This is a genomic window from Pseudomonas migulae, from assembly GCF_043225285.1.
GTDB classification, from domain to species: Bacteria; Pseudomonadota; Gammaproteobacteria; order Pseudomonadales; family Pseudomonadaceae; genus Aquipseudomonas; species Aquipseudomonas migulae_C.
Window position 1 is genome coordinate 5,623,789 of record NZ_CP171224.1, and the last position, 22,194, is coordinate 5,645,982.

21 protein-coding genes and 1 pseudogene are annotated in these 22,194 nt (G+C 56.8%); 9 read left to right on the top strand and 13 right to left on the bottom strand.

The features are described from left to right. Positions 1–28 precede the first annotated feature (28 nt). A complete protein-coding gene (locus ACF6ZU_RS25960) occupies positions 29–1,618 on the bottom strand; it encodes an ABC-F family ATPase (RefSeq protein WP_392888291.1) in 1,590 nt (529 codons plus the stop codon). 413 nt (positions 1,619–2,031) lie between these two features. Here ACF6ZU_RS25960 and lpxO point away from each other — a divergent pair, with 413 nt between their 5' ends. Further along, entirely contained in the window at positions 2,032–2,931 is a 900-nt protein-coding gene (gene lpxO / locus ACF6ZU_RS25965) for a lipid A hydroxylase LpxO (RefSeq protein ID WP_392888292.1), read from the top strand. 120 nt (positions 2,932–3,051) lie between these two features. Here the strand turns inward: lpxO and ACF6ZU_RS25970 are convergent, their stop codons facing one another. Then, complete coding sequence (locus tag ACF6ZU_RS25970) at positions 3,052–3,915, bottom strand: Ku protein (protein ID WP_392888293.1); 864 nt, start codon at positions 3,913–3,915, stop codon at positions 3,052–3,054. A gap of 174 nt (positions 3,916–4,089) precedes the next feature. Between ACF6ZU_RS25970 and ACF6ZU_RS25975 the strand changes: the two genes are divergently transcribed. Both ACF6ZU_RS25975 and ACF6ZU_RS25980 read left to right on the top strand, forming a co-directional pair. Then, complete coding sequence (locus ACF6ZU_RS25975; protein WP_392888294.1) at positions 4,090–4,446, top strand: hypothetical protein; 357 nt, start codon at positions 4,090–4,092, stop codon at positions 4,444–4,446. Positions 4,447–4,490: 44 nt separating this feature from the next. Then, entirely contained in the window at positions 4,491–5,636 is a 1,146-nt protein-coding gene (locus ACF6ZU_RS25980; protein WP_392888296.1) for a PQQ-dependent sugar dehydrogenase, read from the top strand. A 126-nt stretch (positions 5,637–5,762) separates the two neighbouring features. Here the strand turns inward: ACF6ZU_RS25980 and rimI are convergent, their stop codons facing one another. After that, positions 5,763–6,860 (bottom strand): ribosomal protein S18-alanine N-acetyltransferase, encoded by a 1,098-nt coding sequence (rimI, locus tag ACF6ZU_RS25985; RefSeq protein ID WP_392888297.1) that lies wholly within the window; start codon positions 6,858–6,860, stop codon positions 5,763–5,765. 92 nt (positions 6,861–6,952) lie between these two features. Between rimI and ACF6ZU_RS25990 the strand changes: the two genes are divergently transcribed. Both ACF6ZU_RS25990 and ACF6ZU_RS25995 read left to right on the top strand, forming a co-directional pair. Then, positions 6,953–8,527 carry a RimK family protein gene (locus ACF6ZU_RS25990; protein WP_392888299.1) on the top strand — a complete coding sequence of 525 codons (1,575 nt, stop codon included), beginning with the start codon at positions 6,953–6,955 and terminating at the stop codon, positions 8,525–8,527. A 7-nt stretch (positions 8,528–8,534) separates the two neighbouring features. After that, on the top strand, positions 8,535–9,458 hold the full coding sequence (locus tag ACF6ZU_RS25995; protein WP_392888301.1) for a magnesium transporter CorA family protein: 924 nt from the start codon (positions 8,535–8,537) through the stop codon (positions 9,456–9,458). Between the two features lie 143 nt (positions 9,459–9,601). On the opposite strand, the gene ACF6ZU_RS26000 is transcribed toward ACF6ZU_RS25995, so the two are convergent. Then, the gene (locus tag ACF6ZU_RS26000) at positions 9,602–9,937 is read right to left on the bottom strand and encodes a DUF2834 domain-containing protein (RefSeq protein WP_392888302.1); all 336 of its coding nucleotides are present in this window, start codon (positions 9,935–9,937) and stop codon (positions 9,602–9,604) included. A 248-nt stretch (positions 9,938–10,185) separates the two neighbouring features. Here ACF6ZU_RS26000 and ilvA point away from each other — a divergent pair. After that, positions 10,186–11,181, top strand: a pseudogene (ilvA, locus tag ACF6ZU_RS26005) (threonine ammonia-lyase, biosynthetic); the annotation flags it as partial. Between the two features lie 140 nt (positions 11,182–11,321). On the opposite strand, the gene eco reads toward ilvA, so the two are convergent. Continuing rightward, the gene (eco, locus tag ACF6ZU_RS26010; protein ID WP_392888305.1) at positions 11,322–11,804 is read right to left on the bottom strand and encodes a serine protease inhibitor ecotin; all 483 of its coding nucleotides are present in this window, start codon (positions 11,802–11,804) and stop codon (positions 11,322–11,324) included. A gap of 306 nt (positions 11,805–12,110) precedes the next feature. On the opposite strand from eco, the gene ACF6ZU_RS26015 reads away from it, so the two are divergent. Beyond that, positions 12,111–12,380, top strand: coding sequence for a DUF1652 domain-containing protein (locus ACF6ZU_RS26015; protein ID WP_392888307.1), 270 nt, complete (start codon positions 12,111–12,113; stop codon positions 12,378–12,380). Between the two features lie 120 nt (positions 12,381–12,500). On the opposite strand, the gene ACF6ZU_RS26020 is transcribed toward ACF6ZU_RS26015, so the two are convergent. Next, a complete protein-coding gene (locus ACF6ZU_RS26020) occupies positions 12,501–12,767 on the bottom strand; it encodes a DUF2790 domain-containing protein (protein ID WP_392888308.1) in 267 nt (88 codons plus the stop codon). Positions 12,768–13,269: 502 nt separating this feature from the next. Between ACF6ZU_RS26020 and ACF6ZU_RS26025 the strand changes: the two genes are divergently transcribed. Continuing rightward, positions 13,270–13,566: a hypothetical protein gene (locus ACF6ZU_RS26025; RefSeq protein WP_392888310.1), complete on the top strand. Its 297-nt coding sequence runs from the start codon at positions 13,270–13,272 to the stop codon at positions 13,564–13,566. Positions 13,567–13,640: 74 nt separating this feature from the next. Here the strand turns inward: ACF6ZU_RS26025 and ACF6ZU_RS26030 are convergent, their stop codons facing one another. From ACF6ZU_RS26030 to tssI, 6 genes are read right to left on the bottom strand one after another with little or no spacing between them, the layout of a single operon-like run. Then, on the bottom strand, positions 13,641–14,519 hold the full coding sequence (locus ACF6ZU_RS26030; RefSeq protein WP_392888311.1) for a hypothetical protein: 879 nt from the start codon (positions 14,517–14,519) through the stop codon (positions 13,641–13,643). Then, entirely contained in the window at positions 14,516–14,950 is a 435-nt protein-coding gene (locus tag ACF6ZU_RS26035) for a DUF2515 family protein (protein ID WP_392888313.1), read from the bottom strand. The genes ACF6ZU_RS26030 and ACF6ZU_RS26035 overlap by 4 nt, the downstream gene beginning before the upstream one ends. A gap of 33 nt (positions 14,951–14,983) precedes the next feature. Continuing rightward, positions 14,984–16,108: a type VI immunity family protein gene (locus tag ACF6ZU_RS26040; RefSeq protein WP_392888315.1), complete on the bottom strand. Its 1,125-nt coding sequence runs from the start codon at positions 16,106–16,108 to the stop codon at positions 14,984–14,986. A 46-nt stretch (positions 16,109–16,154) separates the two neighbouring features. Further along, entirely contained in the window at positions 16,155–16,691 is a 537-nt protein-coding gene (locus ACF6ZU_RS26045) for a hypothetical protein (RefSeq protein ID WP_392888317.1), read from the bottom strand. After that, positions 16,688–17,248 carry a transglycosylase SLT domain-containing protein gene (locus tag ACF6ZU_RS26050; protein ID WP_392888319.1) on the bottom strand — a complete coding sequence of 187 codons (561 nt, stop codon included), beginning with the start codon at positions 17,246–17,248 and terminating at the stop codon, positions 16,688–16,690. Before ACF6ZU_RS26050 ends, ACF6ZU_RS26045 begins: the two co-directional genes overlap by 4 nt. 1 nt (position 17,249) lies before the next feature. Further along, complete coding sequence (gene tssI / locus ACF6ZU_RS26055) at positions 17,250–19,445, bottom strand: type VI secretion system tip protein TssI/VgrG (protein ID WP_392888321.1); 2,196 nt, start codon at positions 19,443–19,445, stop codon at positions 17,250–17,252. Between the two features lie 369 nt (positions 19,446–19,814). Here tssI and ACF6ZU_RS26060 point away from each other — a divergent pair, with 369 nt between their 5' ends. After that, entirely contained in the window at positions 19,815–21,116 is a 1,302-nt protein-coding gene (locus tag ACF6ZU_RS26060) for an OprD family porin (RefSeq protein WP_392888322.1), read from the top strand. 121 nt (positions 21,117–21,237) lie between these two features. On the opposite strand, the gene ACF6ZU_RS26065 is transcribed toward ACF6ZU_RS26060, so the two are convergent. Next, positions 21,238–22,182: a carbohydrate kinase gene (locus tag ACF6ZU_RS26065; RefSeq protein ID WP_392888323.1), complete on the bottom strand. Its 945-nt coding sequence runs from the start codon at positions 22,180–22,182 to the stop codon at positions 21,238–21,240. Positions 22,183–22,194: the final 12 nt, after the last annotated feature.

Consider the following 22,194-nt stretch of genomic DNA (forward strand, 5'->3'; position numbering starts at 1 on the left):
GGGGCTTTCAGTTGCGGCAAGGCGTGTTTTAGAACACAACGCCCTGGCTACGCAGGTAGTCATCGTAGGTGCCGCTGAAGTCGATCACGCCGCTAGGGCTCAACTCGATGATGCGGGTGGCCAGGGACGATACGAACTCACGGTCGTGGCTGACGAAGATCAGCGTGCCCGGGTAGTTTTCCAGCGCCAGGTTCAGCGCTTCGATGGATTCCATGTCCAAGTGGTTGGTCGGTTCGTCCATGATCAGCACGTTCGGCTTTTGCAGGATCAGCTTGCCGAACAGCATGCGACCTTGCTCACCACCGGAGATGACCTTGACCGACTTCAGAATCTCGTCGTTGGAGAACAGCATGCGACCGAGGGTGCCGCGCACCAGTTGCTCGCCGCCCTGGGTCCACTGGCCCATCCAGTCGAACAGGTTGCAGTCGTCTTCGAAGTCGTGCGCATGGTCCTGGGCGTAGTAGCCCAGTTCCGCAGCGTCGGTCCACTTCACGGTGCCGGCGTCCGGGGTCAGTTCGTTGACCAGGGTGCGCAGCAGGGTGGTTTTACCGATACCGTTCGGGCCGATGATCGCTACACGCTCGCCAGCTTCAACCTGGAAGCTGAAGTCCTTGAACAGTGTCTTGCCGTCGAAACCTTTGGCCATGCCTTCGACGATGACTGCTTGACGGTGCAGCTTCTTGGTTTGTTCGAAACGGATGAACGGGCTCACACGGCTCGAAGGCTTGACCTCGGCCAGCTGGATCTTGTCGATCGCCTTGGCGCGGGAAGTGGCCTGCTTGGCTTTCGAGGCGTTGGCCGAGAAGCGGCTGACGAACGATTGCAGTTCCGAAATCTGTGCCTTCTTCTTGGCGTTGTCCGACAGCAATTGCTCGCGGGACTGGGTCGCCACGGTCATGTACTCGTCGTAGTTGCCCGGGAACAGGCGCAGCTCGCCGTAATCCAGGTCAGCCATGTGGGTGCACACGCTGTTCAGGAAGTGACGGTCGTGAGAGATGATGATCATCAGGCTGGAGCGCTGGGTCAGCACGTTTTCCAGCCAGCGGATGGTGTTGATGTCCAGGTGGTTGGTCGGTTCGTCGAGCAACAGCACTTCCGGATCGGAGAACAGCGCTTGAGCCAGCAATACGCGCAGTTTCCAGCCAGGGGAGACTTCGCTCATCGGGCCGAAGTGCTGCTCGATACCGATACCCAGGCCCAGCAACAGTTCACCGGCGCGGGATTCGGCGGTGTAGCCGTCCATTTCGGCGAATTCGGTTTCCAGTTCGGCCACAGCCATGCCGTCTTCTTCGGTCATTTCCGGCAGCGAGTAGATACGGTCGCGCTCGGCCTTGACCTTCCACAGCTCTTCGTGACCCATGATCACGGTGTCGATCACGGTGAATTCTTCGTAGGCGAACTGGTCCTGGCGCAATTTACCCAGGCGCACGTTCGGTTCGAGCATGACCTGACCGCCGGACGGATCGAGGTCGCCGCCGAGGATTTTCATGAACGTCGACTTGCCGCAGCCGTTGGCACCGATCAGGCCGTAGCGGTTGCCCGCGCCGAATTTGACCGAAACGTTTTCGAATAGCGGCTTGGCGCCGAACTGCATCGTGATGTTAGCTGTAGAGATCAAAGGTTTTTCCTGCGAAGCATTCAGAGTAGCTAGGGTTGCGGCAGTACCGAATCAGTACCCGGTTCCGGTTTTCCAACCACGGGAAATTCATCCCAGTCAGAAGCGGAAGGTCCATCTGGCAATAAGTGGACAGCAGCATATGGAGCGCTTGGCCCGAGTCGAAGTGCGCTGAGACGGGGTTCATTCCCGTCGTCAACCAAGGGGGGCGCGTAATGTTTGGCGGCGATTGTACTGGTCTGGCTCTTTAAACGATAGGGCGTTGAGGCCGCAAGGGTCCTTTGGCGGTATCAGCGGACAGATTTTCACATCTTCAAGTTAACTATTGGTTACAAATCGTGGCTAAAATGCCATCTCCGACCTGATGCCAGCAGGCGTGGACGCAGTTTGTTCAATTCTGACGTGTGACGATTTCCGTGAAACTCATCATTGCCGCTATTTATGTTGTCTCGATTGCGTACGTGCACCTGCGCGGTCGCGTGCGCCACAAGCTGGGCCGCCAACTGAGCGACCACTCGACGTTTCTCGCACCGATCAATTGCTTCCTTTACCTGTTTTCGAAGATTCCCAACAAGCCTTACCTTAATCCGGCCGACTTTCCCGACCTGAGCCCGTTGCAGGCTCATTGGGAAGAAATCCGTGAAGAAGGCCAGAACTTGCTGAGAGCGGGTGAGATCAAGCGTTCCAACCAGTACGACGACGTCGGCTTCAACTCGTTCTTCAAGACCGGCTGGAAGCGTTTTTACCTGAAGTGGTACGGCGACAGCCATCCTTCGGCGATGAAACTCTGCCCGCGCACTACCGAACTGGTGCAGAGCATAGGTTCGATCAAGGCCGCGATGTTCGCCGAGTTGCCACCGGGTTCGAAACTGGTGCGTCATCGCGATCCGTATGCCGGTTCCTACCGTTACCACCTGGGCCTTGAGACGCCGAACGACGCCGGTTGCTACATCAACGTCGATGGCGAGAACTATCACTGGCGCGACGGCGAAGCGGTGATGTTCGATGAAACCTTCATTCATTACGCGGAAAACACCACGGATCAGAACCGCATCATTCTGTTCTGCGACATTGAGCGGCCGATGAAGTATCGCTGGGCGGCGGCGTTCAATGGCTGGTTCAGCCGGAATGTGATGTCGGCGGCGGGTGCGCCTAATGATGTGGGCGACAAGACCGGGGGCATCAATCGGCTGTTCGCCAAAATCTACAAGATTCGTTTGCGCGGCAAGGCACTCAAGAAACGCAACCGTAAGCTTTATTACCTGGAGAAATGGGCGATATTTGGCGGCTTGCTGGCGTTTTTTGTCTGGATCTGATTTTTGTGTTGATGCTTCTTACGCCTTCGCGAGCAGGCTCGCTCCCACATTGAAGTGCATTCCAACTGTGGGAGCGAGCCTGCTCGCGAGAGGGCGTGACATTCACCGAACAAACCTGAATCAGCCACTCGACCGCTTGGTTGCTTTTTTCGCCGCCGACGCCGGTTTTGCCTTCGCGGCAGCCTTGCCAGCCGCCTTACCCCCCAAACTGCGTTTAAGCAGCTCGGTCAAATCGATAACGTCCGCAGTTTTCCGCTCCTCTTCTCCCGTCGCTGTCTCGACATCCTCGATCTTGCCCTCATTCGCCTTCTTCTCGACCAGCGCCATGATCTTGTCTTCAAAGCTGTCGCGATAATCCTCGGGGTTCCAGTCGCCGCTCATGTCCTGCACCAGCCGTTTGGCCATGTCCAGCTCACCTTTGGCCAATTCCGGTTTGGTCACTTCACTGCCCAGTTCCAGTGTGTCGAGGCTGCGCACTTCCGCCGGCCAGCGCAGCATCACCAGGACCATCGCCGAATCCAGCGGCATCAGCGCGGCCAGGTGCTGGCGAGTATGCAAAACCACGTGGGCGAGGGCGACCTTGTTGGTTTTGCTCAATGTTTCCCGTAACAACGCGTAAACCTTACCGCCCCGTTTGTCCGGCGCGAGGTAGTAGGGCGTGTCGATGTTTTGCAGGGGGATTTGCTCGCTGTCGACAAAGGAAAAGATGTCGATGGTCTGCGTGGACAGCGGGTGCGCCGATTTGATTTCCTCTTCACTGAGCACCACGTAGCGACCTTTCTCGTATTGCACACCTTTGACGATGTTCTCCTTGGTCACTTCTTTGCCGGTTACCTTGTTGACGCGCTTGTAGCCCACCGGCTCCATGCTGCGACTGTCCAGCCAGTCGAAATCCACCCCTTGGGACGACGTCGCCGAGACCAGCGCCACCGGGATATGGACCAGACCGAAACTGATTGCGCCCTTCCAGATTGCCCGTGCCATGGTCGTCTACTCGCGAGTGATGATCAGGTGACCTGCGGCCCGGCGCAAAAGTTTCAGTGGCGTGCGAGCCAGGCCTGGCGGGGGCTCAACTTCGTGTTACATGGTTTTGGTTAACAAATCCGAACCCTCGGCGTAGCGTGCTATCGAAGGCTGTATCACCTGAAGAGGCAGGCCATGAACCGATTAGCGCTTGGCATCATCGCAATGGCATTGACGGGCGTACTGAGCCAACTGGCCCAGGCCGACACCCGATTGCCCGCATTCCCGATGCTGCTGGCCCAGAGCCCGACGGGCGCCGCCAGCAATCCTTACAACAGTCCGATTCGCCGGGCAAACCCCAACAGCATGCAAGGCACGCAACCGAGCGCTCCGGCCATTCGCGGGCCCAACACCGTACCTGTTCCGCGGCCGCCAACTCTGGATAACGGTGGTATCGGCAACCGCTATCCCCAGGACCGTTCGGCACCTTCCAGCCCGCCGAAATTCATTCCCAATCCGCCCCCTCGCGACGCGGGTAGCAACAACCGTTGAGCGGCAAATCCTGCTCGCCATTCAGACGACAAAAGGAATCGTGCATGTTGCGTAAAACCCTCCTGGCCACGTTGTGTGCCAGCGCACTTATCACCGCCGCTCCGGTTTTCGCCGCGTCCACTCAAGAGCTGAACAGTGAGCAGGGCACTCTTGAGGTGACGACGATCACCAAGGGGCTGGACCATCCCTGGGCCCTGGCGTTTTTGCCGGACCGACAAGGCATGCTGATCACCGAACGGCCTGGCAACCTGCGCGTGATCAGTGCCGATGGCAAACTCTCGGCGCCGCTCAGCGGCGTGCCCAAAGTCTGGGCCAAGGACCAGGGCGGTTTGCTGGATGTGGTGTTATCGCCTGACTTCAAGCAAGACCGCACCGTGTATCTCTCTTATGCCGAGGGCGGTGGCGCGGGCGACAAGGCCGGTACCGCAGTCGGTCGCGGGCAGCTATCGGCAGATCTGACGGCAATCAATAATTTCAAGGTGATTTTCCGCCAGGAGCCCAAGCTCTCGGTCGGTAAACACTTCGGTTCGCGGTTGGTATTCGACCGTGACGGCTATCTGTTCATTACCCTCGGTGAGAACAACGACCGCTCCACCGCACAGGATCTGGACAAGTTGCAAGGCAAGGTCGTGCGCATTTACCCCGACGGCAAGGTGCCTGACGACAACCCCTTTGTCGGCCAGTCCGGCGTGCGTCCGGAAATCTGGTCCTACGGCCAGCGCAACCCGCAGGGCGCGGCGCTCAATCCGTGGACCGGCGTGCTCTGGGAGAACGAGCACGGCCCGCAAGGCGGGGACGAACTCAACATCATCGAACGCGGCAAGAATTACGGCTGGCCGCTGGCGACCCATGGCATCAACTATTCCGGCCAGCCTATTCCGGAAGCCAAGGGCAAGACTGCCGAGGGCACCATTGCGCCGCATCATGTCTGGGAAAAGTCCCCCGGCCTGAGCGGCATGGCGTTCTACGACGCGGACCGTTTCAAGTCCTGGCAGCACAACGTGTTTATTGGTGCGTTGGCGAGTCAGGAGCTTATTCGCCTGCAGTTCGACGGTGACCGGGTGGTTCATGAAGAGCGCTTGATGGGGGAACTCAATAAACGAATTCGCGATGTACGGCAGGGGCCGGATGGGTATTTGTATGTGCTGACCGATGATGACGGGACCCTGTACCGAGTCGGGTTGAAATGAATGGCATACGCCGCCATCGTCGGATCGCCGTCCAGAGCCGGCTCGCTTCCCACATGGGATTGCGCTCAAATGTGGGAGCGAGCCTGCTCGCGATGGGGCCGGATGACTCACTAAAAATGTAGGTCGCTAACCCCGACCATAAAGAATGACCGCAGCCCGAAGCTTGCCACGCCCAAAACTGCACATCTTCTCGAACTCTCCATGACTCACCGGCAAATGCTGGCAGTCCATCGGCTGACGATGCTGGCTGTGATCGACATCCGGATCGTGCAGGTACACAAACTCTTCATCGCAATCGGTGACGATCACCCAATGCGGTGATTTGGAGCGGGTCAGCCGATAACTGCTGATCAGCACCAGCGGCTGTCCGCCATCGGCGAGCAATCGAGGCAGGTCCAGTGGCCCGCCGAGCACTTGCTCCACGTCCGTGGCCTTCAGCTGTGTCGCGAACTCGTCGTGCACCAATCGCATGACATCTTTTTTATGCGCGTCGCGTACGCCATCGAGAAACAACGGCCCGGCCATGCTCACTTGCAATCGCACGCGAAACCCGCGTCGCGCAGCGGCCAGCGCCAGGCCTTGAGGGCTGCAACCGCCGTGGCCCGAGGTCATGAACACGGTGGTCGCCTCGCGCCAGATCTGCAGTTCTTCCCGGCGTTCCAGCATACGGTCCGCTTGCAACGCGCCCATCGCCATCAGCAGGCAGGCCGGGCCGCAGGTGAAGTCCGTGGTCTGTGCATACCAGGGCACATTGATGTTGCGTGAATCGCGATGCTGCAGGATGCGTTTCTCCAGGCGCAGCGCGTCGGCGTGGTCCTGGTAGTAATCGTGAATCAGCGCAAAGCGCCGATAGCCATTGCGCTCGTAAAGCGCAATCGCCGCGGGGTTGTCGATGCGCACCTCCAGCCGCAGGTACGCGCAATCATGCTCAAGGGCACAGGCTTCGATGCGTTCGAGTAATTGCTTGCCCAGCCCGCTGCCGCGTGCCTCTTCGGCGATCGCAATCGAGTACAGCCGCGCCAGCGACGTGCCACGATGAAACAGCACCACGGCGTAACCGAGCAATTGGCCGTCGCGCTCTGCCACCAGCAACTGCCCATGAGCGCGGTTGATCATCCATTGGAAGCTGCGGCTGGTCAGCCGGTCCGTGGTGAAGCATTGTTGTTCGAGTGCCAGTAACGCGGGTAAATCCTCAACTCCCGCCAAGCGAAAGACAGTATTCATATGACCGCCGTAAAAGTTGCGTAACGAAACGGGACTTTCGAAAAAGTTCGTGCTTAATAGGAAAGGTCTTGTTCTCCAACGGATCAATCACTATGTCAGCGGTACAGGGTCATTGGCGCGAATTATCCGAGCAAAGTTTGCCGGCGGCAACTTATTTAAATGACACGATTAGAACTTCCAGTCAGTTGATTATTATCGTCGAGCGCAAGGAGGATTGGGCTTCCTACTTCCCCAGCGAAGACATCGTCACGGCTCAGGAATACCTCGAGCAGACTCGCGACAACGAGCAGGGAAAACGGGTTCAGGTGATCAACCTGTGCCGCAGCTACAAGTACCTGGGGCACGGCTATTACTGCTCGCTGCTGGCCGAAGCGCGGGGGCACAAGGTCATCCCGTCGGTGCGCACCATCAGCGAACTGACCAAAAAATCCCTGTACGGCCTGGCCCTGGACGATCTGGAAAAACCGCTGGAAAAAGCCCTCAGCAATCATCTTTACAGCGACACCGAAGGCTTTACGCTGACGCTTTATTTCGGCAGGACCAATATCGAACCGTTGCAGGATCTGGCACGACAGTTATTTGAAGTGTTTCCATGCCCGATATTGTTGGTAGAGTTTCGTCGAACTAACGGTTGGCACATTGAAGGGGTAAAGTCGGGCGCGCTGCACAAGTTGCGCGAAGATCAGGAAGATCAATTCGCCAACTCTCTGGACAGTTTCAGTCGCAAGATCTGGCGCATGCCACGTTCGCGGCGCCTGGCCCGTTATGACCTGGCCATCCTGCACGATCCGCAGGAAGCCTTGCCGCCGTCCAATCCCAAGGCATTGGACAATTTCGTACGCGTCGGCAAGACATTGGGCATCGATGTCGAGCTGATCGAGCGCAAGGACTACGCGCGCATCGCCGAATACGACGGCCTGCTGATCCGTGAGACTACCAGCGTCGACAACCACACCTACCGCTTCGCCAAGAAAGCCGAGAGCGAAGGGCTGGTGGTGATGGACGATCCGGCCTCGATCCTGCGTTGCACCAACAAGGTCTACCTGACTGACCTGCTGAAAAGTCATCAGCTCGGTATGCCCGCCACCGAAATCCTCTACAAGGAGCGACCGGAAGATTTCGAGCGGGTCGGTGAGCGCCTGGGTTTCCCGCTGGTGTTGAAAATCCCCGACGGCTGTTTCTCCCGTGGCGTGATCAAGGTCGAAAGCCAGCAGGCCTTGCTCGAAGCGACCGCCGAACTGTTCGAACATTCGGTGCTGTTGCTGGCCCAGGAGTTCTTCTACACCGAGTACGACTGGCGCATCGGCGTGCTCAACCGCAAACCGATCTTCGCCTGCCAGTACTTCATGTCCAAGGGCCACTGGCAGATCTACAACCACAAGGCCAAAGGTCAGGACATCAACGGCGAATGCCGCACCCTGGCGGTACACGAAGCCCCGCGGGCGGTGGTGGAGCTGGCGGTGAAAACCGCAAACCTCATCGGCGACGGCCTCTACGGCGTCGACCTCAAGCAGTCCGGCGACAAGGTGGTGGTGATCGAAGTCAACGACAACCCGAACATGGACGCCGGCATCGAAGACGCCTACTTGCAGGACGATTTGTATTCTTTGGTGCTGGAAGAATTCGTCCGCCGCCTGGAACTGAAACGCCGCGGCCAGGCCTGGTGACCGGCCGATGATCGAGAGCTTTCAACTCACCCACGGCGCGTTGCACAAGGTCGAGCGACTGGACGCCGAGGTGATGCTGTTCAGCAACCCCGATGCGGCCGAACGCGACTTGCTGCACAGCCACTTCAAGCTCGATGAACATGCACTGGCGTCGGCGCTGGACCCGGACGAGGTGTCGCGCATCGAGTTTCACCCCGACAACCTGTTCCTGATCTGGAAACGCCCGGAAAATTATTCCGGCGCCGGCAGCCTTGCCTTCGAGGTCTCGTCCTGCGGCTTGCTGTTTTGCGCGCAGCGCTTGCTGGTGATCGCCACCGACGATTCGCCGCTGCATGGGCTCGGCACCCGACAGAAGCTGAACACGCCGCTGGATGTGTTGCTCGATTTACTGTTCAACAACATCCATCACTACCTGGGCCACCTCAAGGTGATCAAACTGGTCGCGCGGGAGTTGCAGCAGAAATTCAACGCGTCGATGCAAAACCAGCACCTGATCCAGATGTTCAACCTCAGCGAAAGCCTGATCTATTACATCAACGCGATTCACAGCAACGGCGCGGTCCTGACCCGGCTGCGCAACCACGCGGAAAAACAGCATTTCAGCGCCGAAGCCATCAGCCTGATCGACGACCTGATCATCGAGAACAACCAGTGCTACAAACAGGCGGAAATCTACTCCACAGTGTTTTCCGGGCTGATCGACGCCCGGGGCAACCTGATGAACAACAGCATGAACAACCTGCTGCGCAAACTGACGCTGATCAACGTGGTGTTTCTGCCGCTGAACCTGATCGCGAGCATCGGCGGCATGTCCGAGTTCAGCATGATGACGGCGGGGACGCCGTGGTGGGTGTCGTATCCGTTGTTTTTGACGGCGATGATGCTGGGGGCGGGCGTGATGGTGTTGGGGTTGCGGCGGTTGGCGAAGTAACTTTGGCGCCAGTGATATCGCCTTCGCGGGCAAGCCCGCTCCCACAGGGATTTGCGGCGTGGACTCAATTTGAGTCTGGCCCGAAAACCTGTGGGAGCGGGCTTGCCCGCGAAGGCAATCTCAACTCCACAGCACATTCCGAATCAGGCCGCTTGTTCCGCGTCCACTGGCTTTTTCCGATCCCGCAACCCGCGAACCACCAGATACAACAACGGCCCAATCGACACAAAAACCGCCGTAACCACCAGATAAGGCACCACCGACCACCCCGACTGTCCACGCTTGCGCGCATCCGTGACCATCCACACCCCGGCCAGCGTCGCCAGCAGGTACAGATCAATCACCACCTGCGCCGTATCAGGCCGCGACATCAGGCTGATGCCAAACTCAATCAACGATTGCTCAGCCTGCAGCATCACCGAAACGGTGTAGCCAGCAAAAGCGAGCAGGGCAATCAGGGGCAGGGCGACAGACTTCATGGTTTCCTTCCTTGGGACAATGAGCGGAATCCCGAGCCTACAGAAGCCGCCGAACATTGGCCATTGACTTGCCCTTGAAGCCCCGCTAATTTCCAGTCATGACTTCCACCGTATTGCGCTGCCAGCCAAGCATTATTACCGCCATTCCTCATTTGGCGGGCTAGCTCACGACTGCAGCACCCAACCCGCCCTAGAGGCGGGTTTTTACTTTCTGTCTCCTGGGTTCTGATCAACGTCAGGAGACGACCATGAGCAGCACGCCCGCCCAGCAAACCTTGCTTGAGCACTACGTCAAAAAGATCCTCGCCGCGCCGGTTTACGAACTGGCGGTGCGTACGCCGTTGCAAGTGGCACCGGCGCTGTCCGACGCCTTGGGTAATCAGATCCTGCTCAAGCGCGAGGATTTGCAACCGACCTTTTCCTTCAAGATCCGTGGCGCCTACAACAAGCTGGTGCAGCTCGGCGATGAACAAAAGGCGCGCGGCGTGATCACCGCTTCGGCGGGCAACCATGCCCAAGGCGTGGCGCTGGCGGCGCGGGAACTGGGGATTGCCGCAACCATCGTCATGCCAGCCACCACACCGGAATTGAAGGTGCTCGGCGTACGCAGCCGGGGCGCCGAAGCCGTGCTGCAGGGCGAGAGTTTCCCGTTTGCCCTCGAATTCGCGTTGAACCTGGCGGCGCAAACCGGCCGAACATTCGTTTCGCCCTTCGACGACCCTGATGTTATCGCGGGGCAGGGCACCGTCGCGATGGAAATCCTGCGCCAGCATCAGGGGCCGCTCGACGCGATCTTCGTGCCAGTGGGCGGTGGAGGCCTGATCGCGGGCATTGCGGCGTACGTCAAATACCTGCGGCCTGAAGTCCGCATCATCGGCGTCGAGTCGGAACATTCCGCCTGTCTGTCCGCCGCCCTACAGGCTGACGAGCGCGTCATCCTGCCGAGCGTAGGAACCTTCGCCGATGGCGTAGCCGTGGCCCAGATCGGTGCCTATGGATTCGAGGTCTGCCGGTTTTGCGTTGATGAGGTGCTGACGGTCAGCAATGACGAACTCTGCGCTGCCATCAAGAATATCTACGACGATACCCGCTCGATCACCGAGCCTTCCGGTGCGTTGGCCGTAGCGGGTATCAAGAAGTACGTGGCGCAGAACGGTGTGCGTGGCCAGACCCTGGTGGCCATCGACTCCGGCGCCAATATCAATTTCGACAGCCTGCGCCATGTCGCCGAACGCGCCGCACTGAGCGGCGCCACGGCGTGAGCAGTTCTCCAGTGCCCTGTGGGAGCGAGCCTGCTCGCGATAGCGGCGTGTCAGTTAACAGAGATGCCGTCTGACACACCGCCATCGCGAGCAGGCTCGCTCCCACAGGTTTTGTATCTGGCCTATTCCTGAACGGCTTTCTCAACCTTGCTCGACGCCGACCAGATCCGATACCGGACTTCCACATCCTTGGGCACATAAAGCACGATCGGCAGCTTGCTGTTGTAACGTAGCATGAAACCGTCACCGACCACCGGAACAAAGTCCTGCCTGCTTTTGCCATCGGGGCAGGCCATCAACGTGCTCATCGGCCCGATCACTTTCTCCAGGCGGTAGAACGGGTAGCCCCAGCCTTCAAGGTTCTTTTCCTCGAGGATGCCTCCCAGCCGCTGGCGATTGCAGTCCACGGCCAGGGTTTTGCCGGCGAGGATTTCAACCTGGAAGCTGTCTTCCGATGTTTGCGGGGCGAGGTGGATGACCTGGCGAGTAAACCCGCTCTCGGCCTTGGGGAAGGGCGCGACGTCTTCAAGTTTCGCGGCGTGGGCGAGGGTCGACAGCCCGGCGATGAGCAGTCCGACGGTGGTGTTGAGGGTGATTGAGCCCATGTTGCCTCCTTGCGGGGTGAGTTCAGCGGATACCGAATTCGTGTCTGTCGGCATTCTTGCTGGCGAGCAAGCCGAATGCAAACCCGACGCTGGGTGAATGCAAATTGCAGGGCTACGGCAGGCCATTCTTGCAAATTGCATGGGCCCATTTACTTGAAGACACACTAAACCCTTGAATTGCCGATGAGCTGCAGGGCGAAATCCGGGGCATGTTTTATGCTGTAGCTGGTCCTGAAGCTGACCAGAAAAATTCAGAGTCGGCATTGATCGCTGATTTGGCAATCTCACAATAAGGAGAGGGTCGCCATGTTTCTTTCTGCCTTGGAACTTCGCAACATCATCGAAAGCAGTTTTCTACCGAAACGTTGTCAATGCACGCTCTCACCCGACCTGTCGATGACCATCAAGGTCTATGCTGACGGTCAAACCGATCAAGTGGATCTACTGGTCACCGGCATCGATGCCAGCACACTCAACGGCTGCCGGGAAATCAACGACCTGATCGCCGAACTGCGCACCGAGATCCAGCATCGGGCAGAACTCCAGACACTGCACCCCGACCGCCAGGCGCTTTAATCCCTCTCCTGTAGGAGCGAGCTTGCTCGCGATGGACGTAAACGATAACGCGTGCTTTCTGAATCAACGCATTGTCCGAACGTTTCTCGCGAGCAAGCTCGCTCCTACAGTATCGCGTCATCAATTCTGATAACTGCACGCATCCGACATTTTGCGATACGTGATCTCGGCGGGTTTGCCCGAGGTATCGATGTACTTCATGTCAGCAGTAATGACTTTGCAGTCCAGGGTCGAAGGTTCGGTGAGCGCAACGACCTTGGCCACATGCAGCGGCATGCCGTACTCATAAGGGACAGCCTGTGAAGGCGTCGTGTCGTTGGCCTGGGCGAGACCGGCAAACCCGGTGCAGGCGAGGGCGGCGGTAACCAGCAAAGTGCGGATGTTCATGAGCGATCTCCAGTGCGACGGAAGTCAGCTCGACGTAAAGGCGTCGAGCCTGCCGCACTGGGCGTCAGAGGAACCTGAGGGCGTGCGGTCCAGTAAAGTCTTGGACCGCAGGGTTAAGCGATGGTTAACCCGGCTGAATGCCGCCTGTCGTGAGAGGCGATTCTGTCAGGCGTTTCGCTGGGGGAATAATCCGGGAAAGCTTCGGCTTCTTCCTACAGGGAGGGATGCTTTGTCGACTTTCGCGGGCTGGGTTGCAGCGATTAGTGTTTGGGCTCGCTGCAAAATCAGCGAGCAGGTTTGGTCACCTGATACCGCCCCACATGTGCCCTCAATCGCACTACGGACTTCTACGTCCTCGTATTGCGTTGAAATGGCGGCTGTGTGCGGGACGCCTAAGGGCGAGCCGATTTGGGCATTATCGGTTGACCAAGCCTGCACACAGCCGCCTCCCATCGTTTGGTCACGGTGCTGGCGATTACCAACGAATGTCCGAGTAATTACTATGCCAACGCTAAATCCATTCCCGGAACGCTACCGTTCAATCAAAACCAGCGTCACCGACTCAAACCCTCTGGTCATCGACACCGAAGCCAACCCCCAAGACATCCTCGAAGCCGCTCTCCAGCGCATCCGCGCCTCCAGCGAGTTACTGGAAACGCTCCACCTTCAATCTTTCAAAGACGGTGACATCCAGGACATCCCGAACATCACCCATGCGCTTTACCTGCTGGCCCAAGATGGATGCGACTTGTTGAAGGTTGCTCAACAACGGATGCTGAGATGGAAAGCGCCGGCCTGATTCCGTAGCTTGCAACGTGAGCCTGCCTTTCGTGGGCAGGCTTGGAATGCCTCAGTGGTTGCCAGTGTCATCGTCTATTCAAGCGCATGAATCGGCGGATCCTGATAAGACTCGTCGATTTCAATCCCGGCAGCGCGGGCCTTTTCCTCAATTTTTAATCTTGTCGCATGAAAACTTTCAATTCTGGCTGGCAATAGCTCTTTCCAATTGAGCCTGTCCGTCTTGTCTGTAATTCCATCTTTCCAGAATTCTCGCTCTGACTTGAATTCCAGGCTGATTAAATAAGTACCAGTCTTTGTAGGGTTGTCATTTGAGTCGCGGCGCCACGCTTTTAAACTCAAATATGCCCCGTTGTTATAAAAATTCCAGTAGTAGAACGGGCTGATTTTTAGCCAGTGGTCGATATCAAGGGGGTAGTGAGGGTCTAACCAAGGGTGGCTAGATACAGAGTGGCCCACAACATTGTCTGGGGATTTTATCTTGTTGGCTTGCGATCCCGAAATTCGGGGGTCTTCTACAAAATAGTAATGCTTCCAACCAGACGTTTTAATATCTTCGATTATTTGGTAGGTAAACGTCTTTTGTTGCTCGTGAGTGCTGTTGTCAGGGAGCCCGCGAAGTGTAATGTTCAGGTTTTCTATCTGATTTCCGACCCTTTCATCAACAAAAATTGTGATGTTAGTGATTTGTTTTAGATTAAGTGAGCTGGATCCGTTTTTTACCACTGCATTAGGCAGGTTTTTATCATTTGCAGACTTTTCTATTTTGTACCAGCACAGTTCGAGGTCCTTCATGCATTGTGGGGAGAATTCGTTATCGCTGGTGTCTAGTAGGTTTTTTATTGGAGAGTTGAACACTATTTCTACGGGTGTTGTGATATTGGTCATATTCGATTCGCTGTCATTACATGCTGTAAGGAGAAGACAGAAGATGATGAGCCACAGGGGTTTCATTGTGCATTATTCCAAGTGGAAATCGTGCGTATTTCTCCTTCCATATACGCTTCTCGAGTGCCCATCAATAGATGATACTGATTTGCGATGGAATCGATGAATTTCATACGGTCACTTTCATCGTATAAGTCACCCTCTGACATTTGCACTCTTAACTCTGATCTTTGACGTCGCAGGCAGTACTGAATGCAGCCACTCTTACTGGTACGAAAGACATTACGTTCAGGTGCACACTCGTCAAATTGATCTTTATATTTACTGTAAAACCAATGCCAGACAAAAATATCCTGAAATAGCCAAAAATTACCTTTGCTCAATTCGTTTTTGCCAATGCGTAAAGGCGGTTGATCGGCGAGCGGCGTCAGCTTGAGGTAGGGTTCTTTAGGAGTGAAATCCAATCTCCACTTCTGCGCGTGTTCGGTCAGGGTCATGATGCGGCCGCTAAGCGAAAGTCGCAGGTTTGTCTACTCTGCACCTGACCAATACCAAAGTGTGTCGCCCCAACTCGAACCACTGAAGCTCGGCAGGATCTCTCCTTGATTGAAGTAGCGTCGAGAGTCGGCATGAGCAGGGCTGAACCAGTAACCCGCCACGCTGCATGGCTGACCGGCTTCAAGTCGTGCTGGAGTTTTTGACGGGTTATCTTCCTGATCAAAACGCGCGTACCAACGAGCCGTGCTGTCCTCTTCGAAACCATCACCGTAGGGTGAATATGGATGCAGCTGGTCGGGGTTAGGAATACGAATCTGTTTGACTATATTGTTTACAGCGACGTAAGAGGAGGGCAGTCCATCTTCTAGCTTTCCGAGTTCCGGGTATTCACCCGCACGGATGATAAGTCCATTGTTGTACGGGATAATTTCAACATCGCCTCGTCCACTGAAAGCGTGGCGAAGTGACGATTCTCCGCCGAGAAGACCGACAAAATCTTCGCCTATGACGGTGAGCCAATTGACACCTTTGACTGTATCAAGCAATTCAATGGACGAGGCGTGAGGCATGGAGTCAACTTCCAGCCCCGAATATTGCTGAGCCAGTTGATACTCGGTCGGGATATAGCCATGGTAGTCATAAGGCAAAATGCTCGATAAGCCGCCGTAACCATGCTCTGCTTTGACTTGATTGCACAAGTAAACTGCCCAATCCTGGAACCGTGAACGGCCGTCAGGCTCTTTGAGAATGCTCCAAGGCATCACAAGTTTGATGTAGGAGCGCAGTTTATCGCCATGGATCTCAAACGAGTTCATCGCGGATAGGGAGTATTCGTCCGCTTCTGCCTCATCGGGAGCACTGCCTAAAAACAAACTGAATTCGTCATTGCCACCGCTTTTTGAAATGGTTTGTTGAGCTTTTTCAAAATTAGCGAAGGTCAGTTTTTGATGGCGGCCATACACCAGGCATTTGAGCTGAGTCTGATACTCCTCGTAAAATCGACGAAAACACGCCAAAACATTTTCTTTGGTGTCGCTTGTGTACCCGCGTTTGAAATAAAGCGTGAGGATCAGCCCCAGCCTGACGACAGGCTTTCCATCCGGCAATTCGAAGGCAAGGGCAGGTGCTTGTTGTTCCAGTTTTTCCAATGTGTTCATGTGCTTTCTCGTTTATCCGGCTGTGCCTGCCTCGATTGAGAAAAACTCATTTTAGTTGTATGAACTTGAACCCACGTTTACTTGGGACAGCATCAACGCCAGTCGCTTCGTCAGGTTGGCCTTTTTCCGAGAGATAGTCATAAACCACAAATTTTGTGGAAACCTCATTCCCGATATTTGGAATGAGTAGTCGCATGCGCGTTCGCCCCAAATACAAGTAGCTGGGCAGCGACTTTTCGGCGAAATTTATTCTCTCGATTTTATAAGTGGCTGGGTTTTTACGTATGACAGCGCCCTTTAAATAGGGTGAGCCATAATTTATAGCGAATACCAAGCTGGATTGGGCGCACTTAGCTAAAGCTACTTCTCCCAAGAAATCAGAGTCAGGCATGTCGCTGAACGCTGTCTCAATTTTATGATCAAGCTCGAGAAGTAAGCGCTGGCCCTCAGCGGTGGGTTCAGCCAGTAACGATATCTTTGTTCCATCAGCCAAGGGGCAACTGAGAATCGATTTTCTCGGTTGCACCGCATAAGCAGAAGTTCCGAACAAAACTATGATTAAACAGAACAATGCCTTGTTCACTTTAATGTATCCCTTAGTACTTGCATTGAGTCGGGGTTGGCTGCGAGTTTCTTTGCGCAAGCGCTTATTTTGTTGTAGTAAATCCCGTTGGATAGGCCACGATATTTTTTATAAGCCTCTTCTATCGAACTGGATATGTCGATCCAGTACTGCATGTATTCAGTGCCAAGTTGAATGTTTTTGGCTTCGTTGAAGATGTCGGCGCTGGCATGGAATACCTTTCCATCAGCAAATGCTGCTTTGGTTTGGTCATCAGTTGGCATGCGGCCAAGCTCTTTCTTTTTTCGATATTTGTAGACCTGTTGTACTGCCTGCATCTGCATTTGCATCAGTCCGCGAGCATTGTGCCCTTTTCCGGCGTTAGCATCGAAACGCGACTCCATGTAAATCTGACAAATGACTGTGTTGGTATCAATCGTGGACTTGTTGTTGGCTTCAACGAGTTTTCTGATTTCTTTCAATCGTAAGCTGTCATCTACCATCACTACGGCTGGCTTTTTATCAGCTACCGGCGTCAACGCTTTTTGACTCGTGGTCAAAGGTTTGTGCTTAGGCATCTCAGGCGTCCCAATTCGGATTAATGGGAGGAATGTCGTCATAAACCTCAATGACGGCCATTTCAGCCTCCGTGCTTTTGATTTTTGCTGTCCGTCCTTCTTCGTTGGTGCGTCCGGCCAGACTTTTTCCTGAAGATGTTTTGATAACGTAAGGAAAATTTCTCAACGGTAAGCCGGTGTTCTGATCGGTAATCAGAAAATCCAGGTCGTGTTCTGTTTTTTCCGAAACTGTTTTTCGCTCCAGAAGTTGGCCTGCACTGGCGATTGCGGCTGCTACTGGAATGGATGGAATTAATGCTTGTGCTCCTGTCCCCACCCCCGGCGCCCCCCCCGAGTTGGCTTTCACCTCAGCCCCACTAATCGTCACCCCACCCGCATCGACCTTGACGAAACTCCCCCCAGCCTTCGCCGTCAGTTCCATCCCGCCTTCAATCACCACCTTGTTACCCGCGTGGTAATGAATCTCCTCACCGGCCTCAACAAACTGCGCCGTGCCGACTTTGACGTGCCGGGTCACGCCGACAGTGAGGTGATCATCAGCCCGCGTTTCAGTCTTGCGATCCAGATGGGTAATTCGGTGTTCCTCTACCTTGAACTCACTGAACACCTTGGCTTCGACCGTGTCATGCCGCTCGTTGCCGATGCGGATTTTCTGGTCGTGCTCGATGTTTTCGTCCCAATCGCGCTGGGCGTGCAGGTAGATCTGTTCCGCGCCTTTTTTGTCTTCGATGCGAAATTCGTTGTAGCCCTTGCCGCCCGGTGAGCTGAGGGTCTTGAAGGTGCTGCGGGTCTTGTTGGCCGGCAGGTCGTAGGGGACGACGTTTTCCTTGTGGTACAGGCAGCCGGTGACCAGCGGCTGGTCGGGGTCGCCCTCGAGGAAGGTGACGAGCACTTCCATGCCGACGCGGGGGATGGCGATGCCGCCGTAGGCACTGCCGGCCCAGCCGGTGGCGACGCGCAGCCAGCAGCTGGTGTTGTCGTTGGCCTGGCCTTCACGGTCCCAGTGGAATTGCACTTTGACGCGGCCGTACTCGTCGCAGTGGATTTCTTCGCCGGGCGGGCCGGTGACGATGGCGGTCTGGCTGCCGAGGATTTGCGGTTTCGGATGTTCGAGGGCAGGGCGGTAGTGCGCTTCCCACGGCGTGGCGAGGAAACGGTTGCGGTAGCCCTGGTGGAAATCGTCTTTGTTCTGGGTGACATCGCTGGTGACGTTTTCGCCGAGCACTTGCGGTTGTTTGCCTTCGTGGACCACTTCCAGCAGCAGCCAGAGGTCGTTCCATTCGGCGCGCGGGTGTTCGCTCAGGGCCATGAAGTGGCCGCTGACCAGGGTTGGCTGATCACCTTTGCCTTCGGCGAGCCGGTAATCGCTGCGGTGGCGTTCGAGCGCGCGGGTGGCCAGTTGCTTGCCTCGGGCGCGGTCGGTGAAACGGCCGGGGTAGTCGTAATCTTCCAGAGCCGGTGCGAATGCGCTGGACGCGGCGCCTTCCGGCAGGATGCGCGGCTTTTCGAAGTCGTAGTCGCGGCGGCTGACGCGGGTGGTGCGGGTTTCCAGGCGCAGGTCGAAGCGCTTGATCACCGGTTTCTCGGCGGCCATGCCAGAGTCTTGCTGGTAGGCCACGGGGGCGAGTTTGCGGAACACCGTCTGATCGTCGCCGAACACCAGTTTGTGACCGCTGGACGAGTGCTGGAAGTGGAAGTGAATGCCTTCTTCTTCGCACAGACGCTGGATGAAATGCAGGTCGGATTCGTCGTACTGCACGCAGTAGACGCGCTCCGGGTAGATTGCGCTGAGCTGGAAGCTGTAGGCGTCGGCCAGGATGCCACGGGCTTCGAGGACCTGGGCGATGATCTTCGGCACGCTCAAGTGCTGGAAAATCTGCTGGTCGTGGTTGTGGCGCAGGTAGGCGAGTTGCGGCACCAGGCTGATGCTGTAGCGGGTCAGGCTTTTACCGGAATCGCCTTGCTCGATGCGATAGACCAAACCGTGGATCAGGCCTTGACCGGTGGCGCCGAAGGTCAGGCTGCCACGCTTGTGCAGCAACTCTTCGAGCTTCAGGTCGGGGCGGGCGCTGACCAGTTCGATGTCAAAACAGAACGGCTGGTTGAGGGCTTCGCGACCGACGAAACTGAGGACTTGAAGGTCAACGGAAACGCCTTCCAGCGTCAGGGAAATATGGGTTGCGTTTGCGTCCAGCATGCTTTGAATTCCGTCCTTTGGATAAGCAGGTGCGGATGGTGCAGGATTAAACGGCCTCGTTCAAGGCGCAAATGCCGTAGGCGCAGAGGGGGGCAGGTATCGGGGAATCCCTTAATGGCGCGGTTTCGGCCAGTGAATACGGGCGGTTGATCCGATGTACGCATGGGTCGGTACAGTTCGGTCCACCGAAGCGCGTGAGAACAGGCAGTCATTTTCAGACTAAAGTCGTCTGTGGTCCGTAAAAGCCCTCTGCCATCATTGCCCATCACCCCGTGTGTCCACTTCCTCCTGGCCAGTTCCTGGTCCAGGGCGAAGCTATTTCCTGGCTTATTGCGCCTTGCGCAAACGCTGCACTGTTGGAGCTTTTTCATGCGTCCCCCTTTTCAACTCATCACCGCGCGCCAGTCACTCGGCTTCGGCGCTTTAGCCCTGTGCGCGGGTTTTACCGCGCAGGTTCAGGCGAGCGGTTTTCTCGATGACACCACGGCGAAGATCGAATCGCGCACGGTGTATTTCAACCGTGATTTCCGTGATGGGCACACGTCCACCGAGCAGGGCGCGTCCAAGCGCGAGGAGTCGGCGCAGGGCTTTATTCTCAACCTGCAATCGGGTTACACCGAAGGCACCGTCGGCTTCGGCATCGATGCGTTGGGCATGCTTGGGCTCAAGCTCGATTCCAGCGCCGACAGCAGCAACAGCGGTTTGCTGCCGTCCTCGGGCCAGGACCCGCGGGGTTCGAAGGATCAATATGCCAAGCTCGGGTTGACCGCCAAAGTACGAGTGTCCGAGAGCGTGTTGAAGTACGGCGCGCTGCTGCCGGACGTGCCGCTGCTGAAGTACAACGACGGGCGTTTGCTGCCGACCATGTTCAACGGCGCGCTGCTGACGTCCAAAGAAGTGAAGGACCTGACGTTCATGGCCGCGCGCCTGGACAAGTACACCGCCCGGGATTCGACCGACGCCCAGGACATTCGCGTGCACTGCAAGAACAAGCGTTACGCCTGCAATGTCACAGCCGATCACTTCGACATGTACGGCTTTGACTACAAGATCAACGAGCGCCTGACCGCGCAGTATCACTACGCCGAGTTGGAAGACATCTACCGCCAGCATTTCGTGGGTTTGCTGGCCAGTCAGCCGCTGGGTGAGGGCGTGCTCAAGGCCGATTTGCGCGTGCTGAAGAGTGCCGACAGCGGTGCCGAACGTGCCGGCTCCATCGACAACCGCGCGCTCAGCGGCATGCTGGCCTACGCGATCAGCGGCCACACCTTCAGTGCCGGATGGCAGCGCATGAACGGCGACAATTCGATGCCGTATCTCGATGGCACCAATCCGTACCTGGTGAACTACGTGCAGGTCAACGACTTCGCCGCCGCACAGGAGCGTTCCTGGCAGTTGCGTTATGACTATGACTTCAAGGCGATCGGGATCAACGGCCTGAGTTTCCTGACCCGTTACGTGAACGGTGATCACATCAAGGTGCTGGGCAGCGATCAGGAAGGGAAGGAGTGGGAGCGCGACAGCGAGCTCAAGTACGTGGTGCAGAGCGGGACGTTCAAGGATGTGAGCGTGCGGTTGCGCAATGCGACGTATCGGACCAATTACGAGAAATTTGCGCGGGATGTGGATGAGACTCGGTTGATCGTGAGTTACAACTTTTCGGTTTTGTAGCGTCTGGTCTGACGCCTTCGCGAGCAGGCTCGCTCCTACATTGGATCTATGCCGAACCCCCACGATGTGTTCACCGAAGATCAATTGTAGGAGCGAGCCCGCTCGCGATAGGGCCTCAGCCTTAGCGCAAATCCAACTGCTGCCGATACGGCAAATCCGGCCCGGTCTTGCTACACGTCAGCGCCGCCGCCTGCACCGCAAACCGCAACATGCCATCGATCTGCTCGCGCGCCAGCGCTTGCACACCCTCGACCGAGTCCAGTTGCTGCTCGGTCAACCAGGTAATCAGCGCTGCCTGGAAGGTATCGCCCGCCCCGACAGTGTCGGCAATCTTCACCGTACAGGCCGGCACGGACCACGATCCATGCTGGCGGCTGAACACCGTCGCGCCTTCGCCGCCACGGGTCAGGAACACCACCTGGCAGCGATGCTGCAGCCAGCCTTCGATGACCCGCTGCGGATCCTGCTCGGGGTACAACAGGCTCAGGTCCTCGTCGCTGACCTTGATCAAATCCGCATGGGTCACCAATTCAGCCACCCGCGAACGCCACAGCTCGATGTTCGGTTCGGGATTGAGCCGCACGTTCGGATCGAGGCTGATCAATCGTGTGCCGCTTTCGCGCCGCACCAGGGCCAGCAAGGTGTCGGCAATCGGCTGCACCACCAGCGAGAACGAACCGATGTGCAAGCCGCGCACCTCAGGGCCCAGTTCCGGCAGATGCTCAGGTTTCAACTGCCGATCCGCGCAACCTTCGCCGCGAAAGCTGTACTGCGGCGAACCGTTGGCGCCGACGGCGACCATCGCCAGGGTGGTCGGTGCCGCGAAGTCCACCAAGTAATCCGGGCGCACGCCTTCATCCTGCAAGACCTGTTGCAAACGTCGACCGAGGTAGTCGGTCGACAGCCCGGCGAACAGCGCCGCGTCCACACCCAGGCGACGCAAACCGACCGCCACGTTGAACGGCGAACCGCCGGCGATCGCCTTGAAATTCACTTTGGAAGCCAGGCCGCTGGCGTCCTCTTCACTGAAAAAATCGAACAGCGCTTCGCCACACACCAGGTACATAGTTGTTCACTC